The organism is Halopseudomonas phragmitis (assembly GCF_002056295.1).
Lineage (GTDB): Bacteria > Pseudomonadota > Gammaproteobacteria > Pseudomonadales > Pseudomonadaceae > Halopseudomonas > Halopseudomonas phragmitis.
In genome coordinates this window covers 3,923,120-3,941,788 of sequence record NZ_CP020100.1, presented here as the reverse complement: position 1 = coordinate 3,941,788, position 18,669 = coordinate 3,923,120, and the positions used below count along the sequence as shown (strand labels likewise).

The following is an 18,669-nucleotide window of genomic DNA, read 5'->3' as shown; positions in this document are numbered from 1 at the left end:
AGCTATGCACCTGACGCTCATCAGCGGCCCGGAACAGGAGCCGCTGACCTTGGCCGATGCCAAGCTGCAGTGCCGCGTCCGCCACGACAAGATGGATGCGCGACTGGAGCAACTGATTCGCAGTGTGCGGCAGCAGGCCGAGAAGCGCACCGGTCGGGCGCTGATTACCCAGGAATGGGAGCAGCATGCCTTACATGCTCCGGGGCGTATCCCTCTGGTGCGCTGGCCAGTGCAAAGCGTTGGGCAGGTGAGCGTTGATGGTGTTGTGTTGGACCAGACGCTGTATGAGGTGCACGCCGGAGATCGTGCGTGTGTACTGCCGGCCGATGGCAGCAGTTGGTTGGGCCGTGATGTTCGTGTGCGCTATCTGGCCGGCTACGGCGATGAGCCTGCCGATGTGCCGGGTCCGATTGTGGACTGGATGCTGATGCGCTTGGCAGCGCTGTATGAGAACGCTAGTGGCGTGGTGGTTGGAACCATTACAGCGGAACTTGGTTTTGTTGACGGCTTGCTGACCGACTACGAGGTGCCCGCATGAGGTCTGGCCAACTGGATACCCCGGCAGATGTACTTGAGCTGACACACGGCCTGCATCCTGCAACGCTCGGTTGGGTATGGGTTGGCATTCGTGCCAGAGAGGGCGACGTGGCACCCGCTCGCGGCTTGCGCAGTAGTGCGCAGGTTCAGGTGCGCGCCTGGTGGGATGACAGCTTGGTGCCGGGCCGGTACCTGCGCGCTGAGCATCGGCTGCTGTTGATTGATGACGTGCGCGACATTACCGGGCAGCAGGTAGAAATGCAGCTGGCCTGCTCGGAGTTGATCGGTCAGCCCGGAGAGTATCGAGCCGAGGGCCAGCCGCCCAGGTCTTGCCGTATCTGCTTAATCCATTCCGCTCCTGTGGTTGACGAAGCTGGGCGCGTCACGGACTACCAGACTCGTGCTGAGGTCGCGTTGATTGAGGCAGGTCGGCCTCAGATTGGTGACCAGTTGGTTGTCGGTGATGTGACCTACAACGTGATCGCTTACGACGATGGGTCGGACGATGGTGTGGTGCGTGGCTTGTGGCTGGAGGCGCAGTGATGGAGCTGGGGATCAAGTTGCAGGGTGTGCCGTTTGCAGAGGCCCGGCTGGCAACAGTTAATCGCAGCATTGAGCCGGTGCTGCGGGGGGCGCTGAACACTACTGCGACCAGCGCCCGGCGTGAGCGCTATACCAAGCCGCTGCGGGTGGCATTGCCATCGCGGCGCTTGAATCGTCGTTTGGTGATCAAGCGGGCGCGGCGGGGGCGCATGGATGCGCGCATCATCCCATCCAGCTCGGGCATTGCTGTTACCGAGTATTCGCGCTGGGGTTTTGACCCAATTGATCGGACCCGTGCGCGGGTGTGGGTGATGGGGCCGTCGGGCAAGAAGATCGCTGCGGGCTTTGTTAATCCTTCGGGCCGCAGGCAAGCGCCGCTTGGTACGCGTAGCGAGAAGCGCGGAGCCAAGCGCACCTACACCTACCAGCGGGCACTGGGCGAGGCGCTGGCCCCGTCTGCTGCGTTCTGGTTCAAGCAGTTGTCTGGTGGCGCTACGGTGCGTTGGGTCAATGGGTTTTTACAGCGCGAGTTCGAGCGGCGCATCAGGCTTGAAATTGCCAAGGGGGTGAGATGAGTGAGGGTGCAAATCTGACGGATGCCATTGTGCAGTGCCTGGGCGAGATTAGCCCGGCCAATGGTTTCCACACTGACATCAAGGCTGTGTATGGGCCCTTGGAATCCAAGCCGGACAAGGCGCCACTGCCTTGCCTGCTGGTCAGTCTGCCGGACGACGGTATGGAGGAAATGGTTGGCCCGACGGTTAAGCGCCTGGCCACCTATGTGGTAGAGGCGCAGTTCAGTCGCGTGGCCAGTCTGCAGGATATGCAGCGCTGCCACCACGACATTCTGCGCGCTCTTGGCTATGGGCAGTACCAACCAGAGCGACCGCTAAAGCCCGGCGCTGTTGAAGAGGAAAGCGTGGAGTACGACCAGGCCTTGGACGGGGCTACGCAGCGTGCTGCGAAATGCAGGCTTCAGGTGCGCTACATCGAGCATTACTGATTACTTAATTTGAAACCCGCTTTGGCGGTTTTATATGACCAGAGGAATTCACCATGGCTGATACTCGTGGCGCCTTTATTGGCAGCGGCAAGATTTACCTTGCTGACATTGAAACGCCTGAAAAACTGATTTTTATTGGCAACTGTTCTGCTCTGAGCTATGAGCCAGATGTTGAAGATATGGTTTTGCCGGACTACACAACTCCTGGGGGTGGAACAGACTCAAGCGTTTCGCGGATTACGGCAATGAATATTGCTTACACTGCGCATCATTTCAATAAAGCCAACATCGCACGGGCGCTGAGGGCTAAGGTGAGTGATGTGCCTGGCGGTAACGCTGTGGATGAGCCGCACACTGCTTATCATGGGGCGCTTGTCAAAACCAAGTTCCCTAAGCCGAGCGCTGTTGTTGTGAAAAATCAGGCAGGCGATGTGACGTATTTGCTTGATGAGGACTACATCATTTCGGATGCCGGTATCGAAGTGCTGGAAGCTGGTAGCATTCCTGATGAGTCCCAAATCACGGTGTCATATTCGTACCCTGCCCATGCCGATATTCAGGGAATGACTGCAAGCAATCGGAAGTTCCGGCAGGTGTTCGTGGGGCTGAATGAGGCGCGCAGTGGTAAACCGATGATTGTGGATGTGCATCGTATCTCGCACAGCCCTGCAACTCTGGGTCTGATCGGCAGTGATTATGGTGCGATGGAGTTCAGCGGTAAGGCGGAGAAAGACCCAACCAAGATTGGTACTGATGTGAGTCAGTTCCTCTATGTTCAGGACGTCGATTGAACATGGCGAGTATATGACGTGCCTCTGGCATTGGACTATGATCCTCCCTGGGTTGATCAGGGAGGGGTGACTATGCGCGTAATGGCATTTTTTATACTGCTGATGGTTGCTGGCTGGGCGCATGCGGCAACCGTTTATCGCTGTGAGGATGCTGCTGGTCGAGCGGTATTTTCGCAGACGCCGTGTTCTGGTTCTGCTGCTGAAGAGGTGCAGATCCGCAGAAATGAAATTGGTGGGACGCTGGGGCCGACTGAAGGCTATCACCGGGAGCAAGAGTTGCGCCGGTTGAGTGGGGAGCGACGAGAGATTGAGAGGCGTTACGAAAGGGCTTTGTCCGATATCGAGCGAGGGGCGTGCCGAGAGTTCAATAGCACCGACCTACGGACCATGATCATCAAGAATCAAGTTGTTGAAGGTATGACTCAAGCTGATGCATTGCGGGCTTGGGGTAGGCCAAGCAGCGTCAATGGCAGCCAGCACGCATACCATTGGCCGCGAGGTGGTTCATCTTATTTCTATGTGAGAAATGGTTGCGTTACTACGGTGCAGGGTACTTATCAACGTTAGTTTAAGTTCAAGCACAAACCCGCCTCGGCGGGTTTTTTTGTGCCCGGAGATTGTATGTCTAACCTGAATATCCTTTTCCCGGAGCCGGGCGAAGTAGTGCTGGCCGGCAAGCCTGTGAAGCTCAAGCCGGTAACGCTTGAACACTTTGAGCTGTATGGCCAGGCAGCGGCTGAACTGATGGGACTGCTAAGCAACGCGAATGTGCAGCAGATCAACCGGTATGCCGCCACGCATGCCGGCCAACTGCAGAAGGTGCTGGCGGTGACGACTGACCTGAGCTGGTGGCAGCGCAAGCGTTTGCCAGCAACGGTGGCTGTGCAGTTGCTGGTTGCTGTGGTAGCTGAGAATGCTGGTTTTTTCGGCGAAGCTCTGCCCGCAATGGTCGACAAGCTGAATGGAGCGAAATCGTTCAGCGACTGATACGGGCAGGGCACCACCTGCAGGACATTAGAGGTTACACCCTGGCGCAGATCGAGGCATTCAATAAGGCCATTGCCGTCGAGGATCGGGCTGCTAACCGCATCGCTCTGATTGCCGCGCGTGCAGCGCAGGTGTCTGGGGCTGACTTCCGCAAGGTCATGAAGGATATCGGGTAATGTCCAGAGTCAAGACTCAGCTTGTCATTGAGGGTAAGAACAGCACCCGTCAGACGTTCAAGGAAGTCAGCGATGATCTGAATAGCCTTGAGCAGCAATTGAAAACTGCTGGTCGAGCGATCAAGGCTTATTTCAGTGTTCAGGCTTTGTCAGGGGCTTTGCGCTCGGTAACCAGAATTTCTGATTCTTGGGTTGAGATGACCGACCGGCTGAAGATAGCCACCGGGACTCAGGAGGACTACGAGCGCAGTCTTGATCGCATTCGTGATATCAGCGACCGCACCTTTACCAGTATGGCTAACAACGCTGAGTTGTTTATCAACTCTCTGCAGCCGTTGCGCGAGCGTGGTTTTACTGACAATGAAATCCTGAACTTTACCGAAGCGGTGAACCTAGGGTTGGTTGCTAGTGCTGCCAAGGGGCAGGCCGCCGAGGCGGTTATTCAGCAAGTGAGCCGTGCGATGCAGCAGGGCGTGCTGCGGGGTGATGCTTTTAATGCCGTAATTGAACGGACTCCAGCTTTGGCTGAGGCGCTGGCCCGTGGCCTGGGGGTTACAAGGCAAGAGCTGATCCGCTTGGCGTCGGCAGGAGAGTTGACCAGTGAGAAGGTTATTCCAGCGATCAACAGCCAGCTGGATAGCCTGGGTGATGCTGTAGATGGCATGAATATCACCGTTGGCGACGCAATGGTGCAGATTGAGCGGGCTATTCAGGAGGCTGTTGGTCAAACGGATATGGCGCCATTGATTGAGGCGCTGGGTGAACTCAAAAAAACCCTGTCAGACCCTGTTGTTGTTGAAAACATCGTCAGGCTGACTTCTGCTCTTGTGAATCTTGCGGCCTTGTCGGTTGAGGCTGGGAGTGGGGTTGTGACGCTGGGTGATGACCTGGGTTACATCGCGGCCCGCATTCTGGGAGGGGTTTCTGATCTTGATCGTGCCAACAAGGAAATTCAAAAGCTGGAGGCTGCCGCCAATGGGTGGGGCATTCTCGATCTTTGGCTGAGTGATGCTGAGATTGAGCGGCGATTGGCTGCGTGGCGGGAATACAGGGATGCCTTGATCGAGCAGCAAACAGGGATGAGCGCAGAGTTGCGGGCTGTTGCTCAGCAGGCTGAGGCTGAGGCGAGAGAGTTGCATGATCGGCAACTGGCAGATTACCGGAAGTATCTAAGTGACCTGCGCACTCTCCAGGAGCAGCAGATTAAGGACGCTGAGACAGCGGCCAGGCGCCTGGTTTCACAGGAGCGAGCGGCCCAGCGTGATATTGAGAAGGTTCGCGCCGACAGGCTCAAGATTGAGCAGCGGTACCGGGATGCGCTGACAAAGCTCGGAGGCACTCAGGAGGCATCCTACGGGGCGGCGCAGGCGCTCAAGGCTGGAGCGCGACAAGCGCTTACCAGGGGGGATGTTGAAGATGCCCAGCGCCAAGCACAGGCTGCTCTGCAGATGTTGCAAGAGTTGGCCGAGGCTGGAGAGAACACCTATGGCTTTGCTGGCTTTATCAAAGAGCTTGAGGCCATTGAGCTGGCTGCTAATGACATAGAGCAGACCCGGGCCGAAGAGAAGCTGCAGGCCATTCGCTTGGAAATGGCAGACCTGGCCAAGCAGGCTGAGGAACTCAAAAGCACTTCTATCTCCTTTGAGATGGATGAAGCCAGCCTGAATAAAGTGCGTAGCCAGATCATGGAACTGGCCAGGCAGCTCGGTAATGAGCTGATATTGCCCGTGCGGGTCCAGGCTCCGGGTGGCGGTGACAGTTTGCCGGGGTACGCCAGCGGTGGTCTGATTCGCGGGCCGGGCACTGGCACCAGCGACAGCATTCTTATGTATGGCTCGAATGGTGAGTACATGATTCAGGCGGCTGCGGTACGCAAGTATGGAACTCACTTGCTGGACATGATCAACGGTATGCAGTTGCCACGCTTCGCTGATGGTGGCCTGGTGGGTGATTTTAATCCTCCTGCCTCTGGTGCGCCTTTGCACCTATCTCTTGATGGGAAGCCTTTCGAACTGAGCGGTCAGCCACAGGTGCTTGATGAGCTGGCCCGCTTTGTGCGGCTGAGCAAATTGAAACGGAACTGACCTCATGCCTGAACTCATCCTCGGCGGCATCCCGGTGACGCTATGTTCCGGTGTGCCTGCCGTAAGCTATGACGCTCCCGACGGCTACACAGATGCAGTGCTGAGCGGTGGTCGACCGGTGCGCATGCGCCACTTCAAGAAAAGAACTATCACCATTACGGGCACTGGTTGGATAGATACCGGTCTGGACTCTCTTGACTGGGATGCTTACCACGAGCTGTGGAGCCCTGCCCCAATGCGGCTGAGTACAGTTCTGCCGCAGGCGACACTTACCAGTGACGCCCGACCGGATGAGTCGGTCATCGCAGAAGCGCTGGTGAGTGGACGCCGGGTGAGTACGCCAGTGGAGATGGTCGGCCGTGTGGCAAGCATGACCCCGGTAGCCGGTGCATCGCTGTATGAAGTCGTCTGGTACCCCCGGTTCACTGTGCTATGCACACCGCCACCCGCTAGCCTGGCTGACCGGGTTGTGAGTTGGCAGCTTTTCTGCCGCGAGGTTTGACATGCTCAATAGCAACCCTCTAAACAGTGGGCCGCTCAATAGGCTGTGGGGTGGGGCAAGCGGCGCGGCGGTGGAGCTGGAGCCCGGTGACAGCTTTGTATGGGATATAGCCCTGACGTTGGGTGGTACTGATGTGTCGGCCAGTCTGGCTGGGGCGGTGCGTATCAGCCGGCCAGAGCAGGGTGATAGCGTGTGCAGCTTTGCGCTTTGGCTTGGGCCAGATCCGGTGGACATCGCTGCCTACACAGGCATGCCGGTGCAACTGGATTTCGTGTTGTTGGGAGAGGCGCAAACCAGCGTGCGGCGGTTTACTGGCTACCTGGTGCAGCCAGAATTCGACGTACTCAGCCGGGTTCTGAGTTGCGAGGCGACAACACGCCTGGCCGACTCGATTGAGACTATGCCTTTTGAGCAGATAGATCTACTGGTTGGTGGCTGGTGGAGCGCCGATGTGTTTGAGCCGCGCGAAGGGCGCAGCCGCTGGGAATATGCCCAGGAGCGCCTGAGCACTCAAACCGTCAGTTTGAGCGTGACCATGAATGGTCAGCCGCGCATAACGAACTGGTACTCGGCGGGCACCAGCTATGTTTTCACTCAGGGCAGCACGCTGTATCAGTCGCTTGATGTGGCGTTGGCCTCGCTGAGTGATACCACGAATGTAGTCGAGCTGGAGTTGGATTATCGCTACACACGATACCGGCAGCGCTACCAGCGTTACAGTTGGCAGCACCCTGGTACCGGAGGACTTGTGGGGGTTCAGGGGCTGCTGGCATGGCGTGAGGACTCTACTGAGCTGCCGGACATACCCATGATCATTCAGGCTACGGAGCAGGCTGGGTGGTGGGTAGCTTATGCCGAGTGGTATCGCCTGCCGGGGGATCTGCCGAACCTGCCTCAGCCTTGGTACAACAAAAACACAGACCTTTTACTGGGGGCAGATTGGCGCGCTTCGATCCGCTGGACCCAGCGCGCGGTTGAGCGCTACCCGATACGGCTGGAGATCCCGGCTGCTGTCGCTGCTGTCGGTGAGGTGATTGCGCGCGAGCGTGTTGTTCTGGATACCGATACGGATAGTGACAGGCTGTGGGAGGAAAGCCGGGGAGCGGCTGGCGGGCTGGTTGGCGATGATGAGCCGGAAACCCAGCTGCCTCGGCGTGATCAGGCGCGCCTTGATAATGCAGTGCTGACTGCTTTGCACCGAGCGAAAGCGCAGTTGCTGGCCGCGCAGCGGGGCAACTTGGTCAGTTGGCAGATTCCGTTGGCTCATGCCTTGGGTGTGGATCTGGGGCAGCGCTTGAAACTGGATGATCAGGCTTGCATCACCGGTACTGTTACTGAGTTGACCGATGATCTGGACATGGACACCGGCGCGGCGTTGCTGACTATCACGTTGGCAGTCAGTCAAGGGGCAGAGAATGCGGTAGCTGATCCTCTCGTTGTACCGGATGCCCCCGCTTTTGTTGACGACTGGAGCCCAAATGTCCCGGTAGTACAGCCGACGCAGTTGGGGCTGCGTATAGAGAGTCCGCCTTATGACGAGTCGCTGCCGGGGTTTGCGGGTAACTATTCCATAGGCAATGGAGCGCCGGAAGACCGTTATCCGCGCCGTTTTGCTGTGGATACACCTGAGATACCGGCGCAGTGGCGTGATGAGATCGCCGCGAGCCAGTCATCCACCTATCGGGTGGCACCGCCAATTGATCTGTTGGAGATTTGACGATGACGCAGAGTGCGAATAATCAGCGTCAGGGGCAGCGGCTGCTCTCTGATCTGGCCGGGCTGATTCCGCCAGCTCGTGAGCCACGTCAATTACGCCAAGAGGAGCCGCGCGGAGCAATTCCAGGGCGGCGCGGCCAGGCTGAGGTAAACCTGCAACCGGGAACCGGGGAGGGCGGCGGCGCAGGTATCGCCAGCCCGTTGACAGAGGTTTCGCGCACTTACAGCGCCGAACCTGTGTTCCTTCCGACCATCGACGGCAGCGGCTATTTCCGTGTGCGGAAAATTGACTCTATGACCGTGCTGGACGCAGAGGGCCGGGAGATTGTGATCAACTTTGCCGAGGCCGGGAATCTATGAGCTGTGAGTTTAACTGGGAGGGGCCGCTGAGCATTGAGGCTATTGACCCGTACCCCTGGCATGGCCTGGTCTACTTTGATGCTGGTCAGAACTGGCTGATTCCGGATAATGGTCACCCGCCGCGCAACCTGCCCAACCCGCCGAACGTCTCCAGTTTTTCATTTTCTGAGTTGTACCGTGGTCGAAAAGATGCCGCGCTGTGGGACTTGGGCTTGCCTGAGCCGCCATTTTCACAGTGTTTGGATGACGCGGGGGCTGAGTCGCGCTCTGTGCGTCTGCTGGATATTGGGAGCGGCCTTATCTCTGTGAACGGGGTGCTCAGGAAGGTTGGCATTCGAGTCAAGGCTGATGGCGGAATTGGTGAACGTGAGCTTTATGATTTTGAGTACTCCGGCCCTGGTAATCCTCCTGCTCTTGCTGAGTTTGAAATTCCGTCCAGTATATTGTCTGGATATACCGTGTTGCGTCACCCTTATTTTGGGGATGATATCGTGCTTGGTGTTGGTGGATTAGTTCACCAGTTTGACCGGTCGCCAGACGGGTCACGGCGTTTGTATGGCTTGGTCGGTAGCTATGTTAGCGGCAGTGTCACCTACGCTTTTTATTACGGTGTTTTCGAAATTGTTATAAGCGCTGATGAAGATTGGAACTGGTCAGTTGATGTTGTAGTGATTGCCAATGCTGAAGCCTGTGTCGGCGAGTACAGTTACAATTGGGATGAAAATGCCTATATCTCTGGCATAGACAAAGACACTGGGCAATTGATCTCCTGGCGATATGCCCCTAGCCAGCCTGCAAGCTGGACCGTTGGTCCTGGTCAATCTTTTGATGTTCTAAAGCCATTTAGAGTGGGCTGGGTTGAATACACGGTTGCGCACTCGGGCGTTGTGCTCGGCGGTTGGTACAATGCTGCAGGAAGTGTCGAGCTGGTTCGGATGAGTTATTCATATAACTGGCTTGATGTGAGTGATATAGACGGCACATACGGGGAAAAGGAAACGCCTGATAGTGAGTATTATAACTTCGCAAGATATAGAGGCACCCGGCAGTGCAAGCGCAGTATGGTTGTTAATCTGAGTGCCGGAGGGAGCACCAAAAGTTATAACTATAGCTTTGATTATGTTCAGACAATGAATATTGATACCGTCTTCCGCGGCATCATTGATGGCGAAAGAATGTCTGGCACTGTTGAGCGAGATGTAATAGAGACCTTCGGTGAGCTTTCGCATGTAAGAGACGAAACTTTTACTTATACAAGCGAGACTCCATTTGAAATCCCGTTTGACCCCCAAAGTATTTACAGCATGGTGCCCAGGGAGCCGGGGTTGTATGCGCCATTTGCAATCGTGCGGCGCCCGGAACTTTCTTTTCCTTCGAGCATGATTGACTGCAAGCCAGCGGCTACGGGCTGCGGTAAAACGTTTGGCTTTGTTGCCGTGAACAAGCGGGACTCCGGGCAAAACCCCTGGAGTTCGGCCCTGGTCACGGGTGTGCTGACGCCGGCAGGGTCCGTCGGCGATGACTTTCATATCTCTTCGTATGCGGGCCGCCCGAGCGGCCCTTATGAGGAGGCCTATTACAACCCCATGACGGGCGAGACTGCTAGAGTGGTCGACTACCCTGACATTTTGATCGCCGGGTGGATCTGATGAATCTTTCTTTTCTAAACAACTTCAGTGCCCCGATAGTGCTGGACCCTGGCCCGGCGATTGTTGCCATTGACATCCCCGATGGCCTTTACCGCCTCACCCTGACAGACAGCCTGACAACGCCCACCCGCTGGGAGATTGTGCAGGCCACCGTCCAGGCCGGCCTGGCTGAGCTGGTGCGCGGGTTGGAAGGTACCGATGATCAACTCTGGCCGGAGGGTAGCTGGGCGTACTGCGCTATTACTGCGGGGGTGTTGCAGGACATTTTTGCCCGGCTGGCGGCGCTGGAGAATCCGCCGCAACCCCCGGAGGGTGAGCTTGAGTTCGTGTTTGTGGTGGGTGAGCTATCGGCTGAGTCTGAGTCGTATTCCCGGGTCTACGGATACCGGGCTGACCCGCTTGCCGGTGAGCTTCTGGCCGCGCCGGCCGAGGTTGCCGGGGTGGCTTTGAGTGTTTATGAGGTTGCATCCGACAGCTGGCTGGAGCCGGGCTGGGAGGCCCATGGGATCTATGCCTGGGGTGCTTGTGAAGGCTTGTTTCCGATCCAGTATTACGCGGTGGCGGGAACCGGGGTGCCGGCTGGGATGGTTGCTGAGCTTGTTGTTTGGCCGGCAGATGAGGGGGCCGAGTGGGAGATTATGTTCTCTGACATGGATGCATCTGCTGGTTGGACTGTTGGGCAGCAAGTCACGCTGACTCTGTCCCCGATAGACCCGCCTGAGTCTTTTGTTATCGATATAACTGTTGGGTCGTACAGTGAGGGCGGTTCTGTCGAGAAGGGATACCGGTCTGACACGTCGATGGGGTCTCTCAACTCGGCATCAACCGAGCTTGGTGGCATTGATGGGGTTGTGGTCACAGGGCTCTATGTTGTTGAGTCTGGCGACGATTACACCCTTAGAATTGAGGGGAGTAGCCCTGAATCACTGGCTCAGGATCAGGCTGCCCGCTACTACCTAAGCGGTCCCAGCTTGCCTTCTGGCGAGCAGGCGTTTCTGATTGATCACGAATCCAGCGGGCAGTTTTTCTGGTACTTCGATGTACCGCTTGAGCAGTCGGTGGCCTGGGCTGACGGGGCTAACGTTGTTGTCGCGTTGACGCCTAGTCTGATTTAACCGATTCCAGGCCTTTTTTAACTGGGGTGCGTGGCGGCTGGTGTGAGGGCTGCCAGTAAAAAAACCGGCCCCAGGGAGCCGGTAATCCAATCACTTGAAAGGTCAACTCGATGCGCTCGTGCTGACTTCCAAATAATGCTATAGCCAGCCTGAAACAAAATTGAACTATGTCTCATAACCCGCTGTGTGCGGGTTTTTTTGTGCCTGGAGAAAAATGATGACAGAAACGCTTGGACAGAAGCAGCGCCGCTTCACTCGAATGATCGGCCTGTTGATCGAGTATGCCTACCAGAATGGCTATGAGCTGACGTTCGGGGACGCATACCGCGACCCGCGAGTGCATGGGCAGGTTGGCGAAAAGAAGTCGTACAGCTCAGCGGGATCGCTGCACAAGCAGCGCCTGGCGGTGGACTTCAATTTGTTCCGTGACGGTCGGTACCTCACCCAAACAGAGGATCACCGGCTGTTGGGTGAGTATTGGGAGTCTCTGGGTGGCGCCTGGGGTGGGCGGTTCAATGATGGGAACCACTACTCCCTGGAGCATGATGGGCGGCGGTAGCTGCTACAGCTCGCACTTATAGCGCTCCAGTAACTCGATACCGAGGCGCTTAACCTCATCTCTGGCAATTTCGCGTTCCGCTTCTGTCAGTGCCTCGTTGTCGAACGCATCCGCATGCTTGGAGGAGTCGAGCAGGAGGGCCGCAACGTAGTCTTGCGCAATGCTGCGGGCAGTGCGACCCCTTACGATGGGTGTTTTTCTTAAGCGGTTGTTACTTGCCATCCTGCTCCTCCAGCTCGTCAGTATCGGCTGAGGTAAACGTAATGGCTCTGACCACTTTTTGCGAGTCATTGGCGATCTTGTAGATCACGTTGCCAGATCGCAGGTAGGTGTATCGCTGGTCAGCGATGACTAGCTGCCCGCTCAGATGTCCGTCAGGTGTGCTAATTACCTGCGTTTTATTTGCAGATTTTTGTGAGGATAGGCCCATTTCGGTTATCTCCTTATTAAATGCGCTACCTTCTCCGATACTGAGTATCCATATCGGGGCGAGCAGAAAAACCAGAGCGACTGTAGGTGCACTTGCGATAGTCAATACTGCGCCAAGCTCCTTGCTGATCTTGTTAGGGAAGTTATGAGTTATGACCCAGTAAATACACAGTGCGACTATTAAAAAAAGCACTATCAGCTTTAGCCAGAGTATGTTCTTGCTGCCGTGAAGAAACGCCTCGATGGCGAAGATGTAGCCATTTAGTAGCAAGGAGGGCAGCCCAATCTCTAGTTCAGAAATCTCAATGCCAACCTTGCCGAGATACCCCGCTAAGAAAAGGTAGCCTGCGCCGGCTAACAGGCCGTTTGTGGCAATCACGACCTTAGTGATGGTGCCTAAAAGCTCGCCGTTTTTTGGGGAAGCGGGTGGCTCTGTTGCTTCAGGTTGCTTTGCTGGTCGCTTCGGTATATCCCAACGCTTTTTTGTCATTCCCTGATCGCCCCTGAAAAAAACAGAGGTTATCACGCTCGCGTTTGTACCGGCAGATGCCTTGCTGCCATCCATGAGCCCGCACCCGCGGGCTTTTTTGTGCCTGGAGGAATCATGTTTGGAAACTGGAAATGGGCGGCTCAGCTTGTGGTCGCGGCTGGGTTGTTGGTGGTTGTGCTGTGGGCAGGGTGGTGGGCTGTGTCGCCGCGCATCGAGCTGCAGCGGTTGAGGGCCGAGACGGCCGAGCGGGATCTGGCCAAAGCCGATGAGCTTATCCAGGTGCAAGCAAGGGTGTTGGAAGGGCAGCAGCAGGAAATGGAGCGCATTGCGGAGATCGGCCGAGGGCTTGAGCTGCTGCGGCAGCAGGTGCGCCGCAATGCCGCTAATCAATCACAAGCGATAGAGGAACTGAAACGCAATGACCAAACTATTAGGCAGTATCTGTCTGAGCATGTGCCTGTTGAACTCGGGCTGCTCTACGCCCGCCCAGCCACAACCGATCCCGCAGCCTACCGTTCAGAAAGCACAGTGCAGCCTGGTGCCGTGCCTGCTGCCGGCACGCCAGCCGCTGGTAGTGAATGACGATTGGCGTAGGGCGTTGGATGAAGCGGAGAACGCCTTGCTTGCGTGTGCTGTGCAGGTCCGAGGGTGCATTGATCAGGAGGATTTCCATCCATAAAGGCATAGCGGATGGCGTGAGCCGGCGTTAATCTAGGAGCCCTAGACGTATATAGATGTCTGGGAGTCTTTGGATTGCGCCTCGGAAGGGATGCTGAATGTACAAGATTATTGATGTAGAAATACAGGGGTTCTGGGGAGAGTTTAAAGCGTTCTGCTCTTTCAATAACGATGTAAATATTGTTATTGGGCAGAATGGTACCGGCAAGACAACATTCATGAATATATTGAATGCTGTTCTATCGGTAGATGTTTCTGCTTTGGCGGAAAATGAGTTTGAGTCAGTGGTCGTGAAGCTTGGTCATGAGGGCAGCACACGAACTGTTCGTGTAACTAAGCATGACGATGTTCCGTTCGCGCTTGCTAAGTACAGCATCGGTCAGAAAAAATTTGCTTTGCCTTTGATTGGCGTCGATGAAATTCGAAGTGCGTCGCTATATCGGCGGCGCGCTGCTGAAGCGGCTCAAGTAATCAAGGATGAGCTGGCTGGGCTAGTGTCTCTGGCATCACTTTCGGTGTACAGGTTCAGGAATGCGCAAGAGTACGATGCGGGGGATCGAGGGGCGTATAATAGGAAGTTGCAAGGGCCTGTGGATGCTCGCTTGCAAGAGCTGATGCAGGGGTTGACTAAGTATCAGCTTGAGCTGTCACAGAAAGCAAGGGATATTTCTTATGAACTTCAGCGTGAAGTTCTTATGTCTTTGCTTTATCAGCAAGAGCCTAATCCGGCTAAGACAGGGTTTGCGTTGACTTACGATGCTGACTCTGAACGCAAAAATCTGATGTCTGCTTATAAGCAGCTGGGACTTTCTGGTGGTTCAGTTACCAAGAGAATTAACGAGCATGTAAAAGCCGTTGATGAGGCGGTTAGAGGGATTCGAAGCTGGTTGGATGATGAGCGGGAACGTAAGGAGCTTAAGGCGCGCGGTGAGCGAGTTGATCGAGTTGAGCGTGATGACCAGTTAGACTTTACTCCGATCGAGGCTTCCAGACGTATCAGTAAAGTTTACGAGTTATCGCTTCAAGCTGAGAAAGACAGCAAAGATGTTTTTAGTCAATTAGATCTCTTCCTGAAAATTATTTCTGACTTTATTGTTGGCAAGCGGTTTGAGTTTGATTCAGGGGTTCTGACAATTGTTGAGCCAAAAAAGTTCTCGGTTTCTAAGCTCTCCTCTGGTGAGAAACAACTTCTTATTTTGCTGACTGAAGCAGTGCTGCAGAGACAGGAGTCGTATATATTCTTGGCTGATGAGCCGGAGTTGTCTCTTCATATTGCATGGCAGCGGAGAGTCGTGCCTGCCATTAAAAGCCTTAATCCCAATGCGCAGGTAGTCGTGGCTACCCACTCCCCTGAAATTGCAAGTAAATATAAGGGGTCGATAATTGATATGGAGGATATCCTTCATGTCGTCTCTTGATTATTCTGCCGATGCAGAAAATGTGTTGAACTTTTTTTATCGATGCGACGTCGTTTTGTATGTTGAAGGGGATGACGATATACCCTTCTGGAAGGTAGTCTTTGATGAGTTGTCTGACGTGTCGGTTGAAGTGCTTCCCATGTATGGTGCACCAGAAGTTGACAGGAAAATAAATGAGATATTAGAAGCTGATCTTAAAGTTCTGGCAGCACGAGATTCGGACTTTATCCGTGCTTCAGGGCAGAATATTCAAGACCCTCGAATTCTCTACACCCACGGCTACTCTATCGAAAACTGCCTGTACAACGTTGAGTCAGTCGCAGAGATATCGTTCGTGTGGTGTCGTGCAGTGCGTGCAACCCAGGCTGACTGCGAACGGTGGTTTGAAGACGTCTTTCGGGCTGTGGAGCAGCTAGTGTTATACGACTGCGCAAATCATATTTACCAGCGCGGTGTTGCCGTGGTCCCCGATAACTGCACTAGGTTTATGGTGTCTGAGAAGTCGCCTGATTTTGATTTACAGAAGCTGCAAGCGCACCTTGCTAAGGTGGGAAAGCTTTTCTCAGCGGAGGAGCTTGCAGAGGCGGCTAAAAGAATCGCAGAGTCGAACGTAAGTACGAGAAATCTGATTCGGGGGCATTTCCTTGAAAGCTTGGTGCAGAAGTATGTTTCCAAGAATACCGGTGCATCAAATGCAAAGAAGAGTGTTTCATTTGATGCTCTTTATGCCAGTGCGGTTGGGTGTCTAAAGAACTCCATTAGACGCCGCCCTGAGTCTGCGTTCTATCAGCAAGCAGTAAATGAGGCTATTGGTGCTTTGGCCGATGCATAGAGCAACTACATCGACTTGAGTGGAACCGTATTTGGCGATGGGTATCCTCGAAAGGGTACCCACCGTTGGAGCCACCATGTTCGCGTACAGTATTACTATACCGTTGACCAAGGGCCGGAATCCGGCTACTGTTTCTACGTCACTGCAAATTCAGCGACAAGGGTTTGGCGACTCGTAACTACCAGGCGGACACCGCCTTTTCGCGGTTTTTTTGTGTCCGCAACACGGCAAGGCCTTTATGGGCGGGCCGTGTGGGAGACCTTCGGGTCTGCCGGTTACTGGTAGCCGGTTCGCCAACCTGCACGGTTCGCTCACCCTGTTTGGCGACGGGGTAAGCGGAAAGCACCGCATACCAGAGGCCTGTGATCATGCCGAAACTTCCCGTTCTTACCCTCAATCCGTTCAAAAATCGCGCCGCCCGCTACCGTGCCCAGGCACTGACCGCGCTGCACGCTGACTCCTCCCTGTCTGTCCGGCTCAAGCGGTATAACACCGCCATGGCCAAAGCCCGTGACCTGGAAGCGCGTGGAGGTGCCCAATGAGCGTTCAAGCGCAGGCGTCGGCGGCTGCTCCGCTGCACTTCAACAACCGGCGGGATCTCCCGCTGCATCGCTTACCCTTCATTGGCCCAGTGCGCGGCCGCACCCAGTTCAGCTTTTGGGCTGTGCCCAGAACGGGCGGCTACGCCGGTGGTAACGATGCGGGGCGTGGGTTGGCTCGCATTTACCTGAAGTACCTCAAGCAGCACGGCCGCCCTGAAGGCCTGGGCGCGCTCCAGTGGATCGTGCTGGACATGATCGGGCCTCCCGCTGCGAGCGTGCTGACGCCGGAGCAAGCAGCACTGCGCGGCCAGGTGGTTGGCTTTTTCTCTGAGCTGGACGCGTGGTTAGAGGTGGCTGCATGCAATCTGGAAGGCGGCTTGGATGCCCAGAGCGATAAGGCGCTGCTGGCCCTGGTCAATGCCGGGCTGCATTCTGATGAGCGCTGCGGGGAGGGTGAGTCATGAGCCAGCCTATCATCGAGTTCGCGTTTGATGACAAGCCGGTGCGTGTGGTGCTTGTGGATGGTGAGCCGTGGTGGGTAGCGAGCGATCTGTCGCGAGCGCTTGAGTATCGGGATGCGGAGAAGATGACTCGTATGCTGGATTCTGATGAAGCTGGTACCCACAATGTGGGTACCAGCTCGGTCAATGGTGTTTCGCAGATCCGCGAGATGACCATCATCAACGAATCCGGCCTGTATTCCGCCATCCTGCGCAGCCGCAAGGCCTCGGCCAAGCGCTTTAAGAAGTGGGTCACCTCTGAGGTGCTGCCCAGCATCCGCAAATATGGCGGGTACGTTATGCCCAACACGCAAGCTGACCCCGAGCCGGTACCGAGGTCGTCACGGGTAGAAGCGGAAGAGGTGGTGGCTGCGGGGCGGGTGTTCCGCTCGCTCTACACCGTCGGCCGCAGCATGGGCATGCCGCGCCGGCTGGCCGCCACCCGCGCCAACCAGGCCGCCGAGCGCACCACCGGGGTGGATCTGGCAGCCGAGTTGGACGCCAGCCCCTGGCTGGATGGCCCAGACATGCCCGCGCCACAGCGCAAGGCCTATGAGCTGCAGCAACGCATCCGCGCACACCTGGTTGCCAATGATTGGCCGCAAGGCTTCAGCGTGCAGCAAGTGATAGAAGCCCTGCAGTTGGTCAATGATCGAGGCACCCAAACCTCCGTTGGTAGCTGCCTGCGGTTGCTCGGCTACAAGCGGGTGCGGCTGTCACCTACTAGACCAGGTGGGGCGCGGCCGTATGTGTATCAACTGGATACTTTGCCTGCGTTGGAGGTTTGTCAGTCAATGATTCCGGTCAGGGCCTGTTCATAGGCTCTGATCGCCCGCCATTTATCTGGCAGTGCTGTGCCTGTCAGCTGAGCGGGCTGGTGGTGTGCGGTATTGGGGGTATATCCTGCCAGTGCAGCGGGTGCTTGGGGTGCGTAAGTGCCGCAAGCGTGGGGCAGGATTGGGGCAAAGTGTGCGCCATTACATGCCAATAAGCGCTATTTTTTCTATTTCTGCTGCGCAGTAACTTTGCTTCAACCGATTGAAAATAAAAGATTTTGTCGAGTTTATGCGGTGCGTTGTTGCATCATTGGCGTATGGCTGGCGGATTTCTCGGCGCGGCTCATGAAAGTCCCTGGTCAGTCGAATGAAAACAGCCCGATAGTCTACGCAAACCCGCTCAAGGAGAACACATGTCGCATTACGATCCGTTGATCGATACCGCTGCTGCCCGGCTTGGCAATGCGCTGCGCCGTCATGGACTGACGGTAACCACCGCCGAGTCCTGTACTGGCGGCGGTATCGCCGAGGCCATTACCCGGGTCAGCGGCAGCTCGGCCTGGTTCGAGACCGGGTTCGTTACGTACGCCAACGCCAGCAAGGCACGCCTGCTGGGGGTTAGCGAAACCGACCTGGCCGAGCACGGTGCGGTCAGTGAACCTGTGGTGCGGGCCATGGCTCAGGGCGCCCTGGAGGCCGCCGGTGCCGATCTGGCGGTGGCAGTCAGCGGCATTGCCGGGCCTGATGGCGGTTCGGCGCAAAAGCCGGTAGGCACTGTATGGTTTGCCTGGGCGGTGCGCGGCGGTGAGGTGCACAGCGAGTGTCGACGACTGCAGGGTAACCGCCGTGAAGTGCGAGCCCAGACCGTGCTCAAGGCGCTGGAAGGGTTGGAGAAGCGGGTTGCCAAGCCGTTGGCACTCTGAACTGAAAAGAGGGGTAGGCGAGGCCAGTCTTCTATGGAATAATACTGACCAAATATACA

At 56.1% G+C, this 18,669-nt stretch carries 24 protein-coding genes; 22 read left to right on the top strand and 2 right to left on the bottom strand.

Translation table 11 applies throughout. The annotated features are described in order from the left end of the window. The first annotated feature begins 4 nt into the window (after window positions 1–4). From BVH74_RS18180 to BVH74_RS18115, 14 genes are all read left to right on the top strand, one after another. Window positions 5–538 carry a head-tail connector protein gene (locus tag BVH74_RS18180; RefSeq protein ID WP_080051468.1) on the top strand — a complete coding sequence of 178 codons (534 nt, stop codon included), beginning with the start codon at window positions 5–7 and terminating at the stop codon, window positions 536–538. Next, window positions 535–1,080 (top strand): hypothetical protein, encoded by a 546-nt coding sequence (locus tag BVH74_RS18175; RefSeq protein WP_080051467.1) that lies wholly within the window; start codon window positions 535–537, stop codon window positions 1,078–1,080. Before BVH74_RS18180 ends, BVH74_RS18175 begins: the two co-directional genes overlap by 4 nt. Further along, entirely contained in the window at window positions 1,080–1,655 is a 576-nt protein-coding gene (locus BVH74_RS18170; protein ID WP_080051466.1) for a hypothetical protein, read from the top strand. Before BVH74_RS18175 ends, BVH74_RS18170 begins: the two co-directional genes overlap by 1 nt. Next, complete coding sequence (locus BVH74_RS18165) at window positions 1,652–2,083, top strand: hypothetical protein (RefSeq protein ID WP_080051465.1); 432 nt, start codon at window positions 1,652–1,654, stop codon at window positions 2,081–2,083. The genes BVH74_RS18170 and BVH74_RS18165 overlap by 4 nt, the downstream gene beginning before the upstream one ends. 53 nt (window positions 2,084–2,136) lie before the next feature. After that, window positions 2,137–2,874, top strand: a complete 738-nt coding sequence (locus BVH74_RS18160) for a phage tail tube protein (RefSeq protein WP_080051464.1) — start codon at window positions 2,137–2,139, stop codon at window positions 2,872–2,874. A 72-nt stretch (window positions 2,875–2,946) separates the two neighbouring features. Further along, window positions 2,947–3,441 (top strand): DUF4124 domain-containing protein, encoded by a 495-nt coding sequence (locus tag BVH74_RS18155; protein WP_080051463.1) that lies wholly within the window; start codon window positions 2,947–2,949, stop codon window positions 3,439–3,441. A 54-nt stretch (window positions 3,442–3,495) separates the two neighbouring features. Beyond that, window positions 3,496–3,861, top strand: a complete 366-nt coding sequence (locus BVH74_RS18150; RefSeq protein WP_080051462.1) for a hypothetical protein — start codon at window positions 3,496–3,498, stop codon at window positions 3,859–3,861. 334 nt (window positions 3,862–4,195) lie between these two features. After that, complete coding sequence (locus tag BVH74_RS18145; protein WP_177344557.1) at window positions 4,196–6,121, top strand: tape measure protein; 1,926 nt, start codon at window positions 4,196–4,198, stop codon at window positions 6,119–6,121. Window positions 6,122–6,125: 4 nt separating this feature from the next. Then, the gene (locus tag BVH74_RS18140; RefSeq protein ID WP_080051460.1) at window positions 6,126–6,623 is read left to right on the top strand and encodes a hypothetical protein; all 498 of its coding nucleotides are present in this window, start codon (window positions 6,126–6,128) and stop codon (window positions 6,621–6,623) included. A gap of 1 nt (window position 6,624) precedes the next feature. Beyond that, window positions 6,625–8,340 (top strand): hypothetical protein, encoded by a 1,716-nt coding sequence (locus tag BVH74_RS18135; protein ID WP_080051459.1) that lies wholly within the window; start codon window positions 6,625–6,627, stop codon window positions 8,338–8,340. Window positions 8,341–8,342: 2 nt separating this feature from the next. Further along, window positions 8,343–8,699, top strand: coding sequence for a hypothetical protein (locus BVH74_RS18130; protein WP_080051458.1), 357 nt, complete (start codon window positions 8,343–8,345; stop codon window positions 8,697–8,699). Next, a complete protein-coding gene (locus tag BVH74_RS18125; protein WP_080051457.1) occupies window positions 8,696–10,348 on the top strand; it encodes a hypothetical protein in 1,653 nt (550 codons plus the stop codon). Before BVH74_RS18130 ends, BVH74_RS18125 begins: the two co-directional genes overlap by 4 nt. Continuing rightward, on the top strand, window positions 10,348–11,463 hold the full coding sequence (locus BVH74_RS18120; protein ID WP_080051456.1) for a hypothetical protein: 1,116 nt from the start codon (window positions 10,348–10,350) through the stop codon (window positions 11,461–11,463). Before BVH74_RS18125 ends, BVH74_RS18120 begins: the two co-directional genes overlap by 1 nt. A 217-nt stretch (window positions 11,464–11,680) precedes the next feature. After that, the gene (locus BVH74_RS18115; RefSeq protein ID WP_080051455.1) at window positions 11,681–12,022 is read left to right on the top strand and encodes a M15 family metallopeptidase; all 342 of its coding nucleotides are present in this window, start codon (window positions 11,681–11,683) and stop codon (window positions 12,020–12,022) included. A 3-nt stretch (window positions 12,023–12,025) separates the two neighbouring features. Here BVH74_RS18115 and BVH74_RS18110 read toward each other — a convergent pair whose 3' ends face one another. Together BVH74_RS18110 and BVH74_RS18105 are read right to left on the bottom strand one after the other, a co-directional pair. Continuing rightward, on the bottom strand, window positions 12,026–12,244 hold the full coding sequence (locus BVH74_RS18110; RefSeq protein ID WP_080051454.1) for a hypothetical protein: 219 nt from the start codon (window positions 12,242–12,244) through the stop codon (window positions 12,026–12,028). Then, complete coding sequence (locus BVH74_RS18105; RefSeq protein WP_080051453.1) at window positions 12,234–13,016, bottom strand: hypothetical protein; 783 nt, start codon at window positions 13,014–13,016, stop codon at window positions 12,234–12,236. The genes BVH74_RS18110 and BVH74_RS18105 overlap by 11 nt, the downstream gene beginning before the upstream one ends. A 123-nt stretch (window positions 13,017–13,139) precedes the next feature. Between BVH74_RS18105 and BVH74_RS19020 the strand changes: the two genes are divergently transcribed. The 8 genes from BVH74_RS19020 (at window position 13,140) to BVH74_RS18075 (ending at window position 18,610) form a co-directional block, all read left to right on the top strand. Further along, window positions 13,140–13,523, top strand: a complete 384-nt coding sequence (locus BVH74_RS19020) for a hypothetical protein (protein ID WP_231705542.1) — start codon at window positions 13,140–13,142, stop codon at window positions 13,521–13,523. Continuing rightward, window positions 13,441–13,620, top strand: a complete 180-nt coding sequence (locus BVH74_RS19115; RefSeq protein ID WP_373279497.1) for a hypothetical protein — start codon at window positions 13,441–13,443, stop codon at window positions 13,618–13,620. The genes BVH74_RS19020 and BVH74_RS19115 overlap by 83 nt, the downstream gene beginning before the upstream one ends. 97 nt (window positions 13,621–13,717) lie before the next feature. After that, the gene (locus BVH74_RS18095; RefSeq protein WP_080051451.1) at window positions 13,718–15,037 is read left to right on the top strand and encodes an AAA family ATPase; all 1,320 of its coding nucleotides are present in this window, start codon (window positions 13,718–13,720) and stop codon (window positions 15,035–15,037) included. Next, window positions 15,024–15,869, top strand: coding sequence for a DUF4435 domain-containing protein (locus BVH74_RS18090; RefSeq protein WP_080051450.1), 846 nt, complete (start codon window positions 15,024–15,026; stop codon window positions 15,867–15,869). The genes BVH74_RS18095 and BVH74_RS18090 overlap by 14 nt, the downstream gene beginning before the upstream one ends. 368 nt (window positions 15,870–16,237) lie before the next feature. Further along, a complete protein-coding gene (locus tag BVH74_RS18885; protein WP_177344556.1) occupies window positions 16,238–16,411 on the top strand; it encodes a hypothetical protein in 174 nt (57 codons plus the stop codon). Then, window positions 16,408–16,875, top strand: a complete 468-nt coding sequence (locus BVH74_RS18085; protein ID WP_080051449.1) for a hypothetical protein — start codon at window positions 16,408–16,410, stop codon at window positions 16,873–16,875. The genes BVH74_RS18885 and BVH74_RS18085 overlap by 4 nt, the downstream gene beginning before the upstream one ends. Further along, on the top strand, window positions 16,872–17,732 hold the full coding sequence (locus BVH74_RS18080) for a BRO-N domain-containing protein (protein WP_080051448.1): 861 nt from the start codon (window positions 16,872–16,874) through the stop codon (window positions 17,730–17,732). Before BVH74_RS18085 ends, BVH74_RS18080 begins: the two co-directional genes overlap by 4 nt. A gap of 368 nt (window positions 17,733–18,100) precedes the next feature. Continuing rightward, a complete protein-coding gene (locus BVH74_RS18075; protein ID WP_080051447.1) occupies window positions 18,101–18,610 on the top strand; it encodes a CinA family protein in 510 nt (169 codons plus the stop codon). The last annotated feature ends 59 nt before the right edge of the window (window positions 18,611–18,669 follow it).

What these genes read in the sequence shown, in the direction of transcription:
- BVH74_RS18180 (WP_080051468.1), top strand. Translation starts at nt 5, where the DNA reads ATGCACCTGACGCTCATCAGCGGCCCGGAACAGGAGCCGCTGACCTTG.
- BVH74_RS18175 (WP_080051467.1), top strand. Translation starts at nt 535, where the DNA reads ATGAGGTCTGGCCAACTGGATACCCCGGCAGATGTACTTGAGCTGACA.
- BVH74_RS18170 (WP_080051466.1), top strand. Translation starts at nt 1,080, where the DNA reads ATGGAGCTGGGGATCAAGTTGCAGGGTGTGCCGTTTGCAGAGGCCCGG.
- BVH74_RS18165 (WP_080051465.1), top strand. Translation starts at nt 1,652, where the DNA reads ATGAGTGAGGGTGCAAATCTGACGGATGCCATTGTGCAGTGCCTGGGC.
- BVH74_RS18160 (WP_080051464.1), top strand. Translation starts at nt 2,137, where the DNA reads ATGGCTGATACTCGTGGCGCCTTTATTGGCAGCGGCAAGATTTACCTT.
- BVH74_RS18155 (WP_080051463.1), top strand. Translation starts at nt 2,947, where the DNA reads ATGCGCGTAATGGCATTTTTTATACTGCTGATGGTTGCTGGCTGGGCG.
- BVH74_RS18150 (WP_080051462.1), top strand. Translation starts at nt 3,496, where the DNA reads ATGTCTAACCTGAATATCCTTTTCCCGGAGCCGGGCGAAGTAGTGCTG.
- BVH74_RS18140 (WP_080051460.1), top strand. Translation starts at nt 6,126, where the DNA reads ATGCCTGAACTCATCCTCGGCGGCATCCCGGTGACGCTATGTTCCGGT.
- BVH74_RS18135 (WP_080051459.1), top strand. Translation starts at nt 6,625, where the DNA reads ATGCTCAATAGCAACCCTCTAAACAGTGGGCCGCTCAATAGGCTGTGG.
- BVH74_RS18130 (WP_080051458.1), top strand. Translation starts at nt 8,343, where the DNA reads ATGACGCAGAGTGCGAATAATCAGCGTCAGGGGCAGCGGCTGCTCTCT.
- BVH74_RS18125 (WP_080051457.1), top strand. Translation starts at nt 8,696, where the DNA reads ATGAGCTGTGAGTTTAACTGGGAGGGGCCGCTGAGCATTGAGGCTATT.
- BVH74_RS18120 (WP_080051456.1), top strand. Translation starts at nt 10,348, where the DNA reads ATGAATCTTTCTTTTCTAAACAACTTCAGTGCCCCGATAGTGCTGGAC.
- BVH74_RS18115 (WP_080051455.1), top strand. Translation starts at nt 11,681, where the DNA reads ATGACAGAAACGCTTGGACAGAAGCAGCGCCGCTTCACTCGAATGATC.
- BVH74_RS18110 (WP_080051454.1), bottom strand. Translation starts at nt 12,244, where the DNA reads ATGGCAAGTAACAACCGCTTAAGAAAAACACCCATCGTAAGGGGTCGC.
- BVH74_RS18105 (WP_080051453.1), bottom strand. Translation starts at nt 13,016, where the DNA reads ATGGATGGCAGCAAGGCATCTGCCGGTACAAACGCGAGCGTGATAACC.
- BVH74_RS18095 (WP_080051451.1), top strand. Translation starts at nt 13,718, where the DNA reads ATGTACAAGATTATTGATGTAGAAATACAGGGGTTCTGGGGAGAGTTT.
- BVH74_RS18090 (WP_080051450.1), top strand. Translation starts at nt 15,024, where the DNA reads ATGTCGTCTCTTGATTATTCTGCCGATGCAGAAAATGTGTTGAACTTT.
- BVH74_RS18885 (WP_177344556.1), top strand. Translation starts at nt 16,238, where the DNA reads ATGCCGAAACTTCCCGTTCTTACCCTCAATCCGTTCAAAAATCGCGCC.
- BVH74_RS18085 (WP_080051449.1), top strand. Translation starts at nt 16,408, where the DNA reads ATGAGCGTTCAAGCGCAGGCGTCGGCGGCTGCTCCGCTGCACTTCAAC.
- BVH74_RS18080 (WP_080051448.1), top strand. Translation starts at nt 16,872, where the DNA reads ATGAGCCAGCCTATCATCGAGTTCGCGTTTGATGACAAGCCGGTGCGT.
- BVH74_RS18075 (WP_080051447.1), top strand. Translation starts at nt 18,101, where the DNA reads ATGTCGCATTACGATCCGTTGATCGATACCGCTGCTGCCCGGCTTGGC.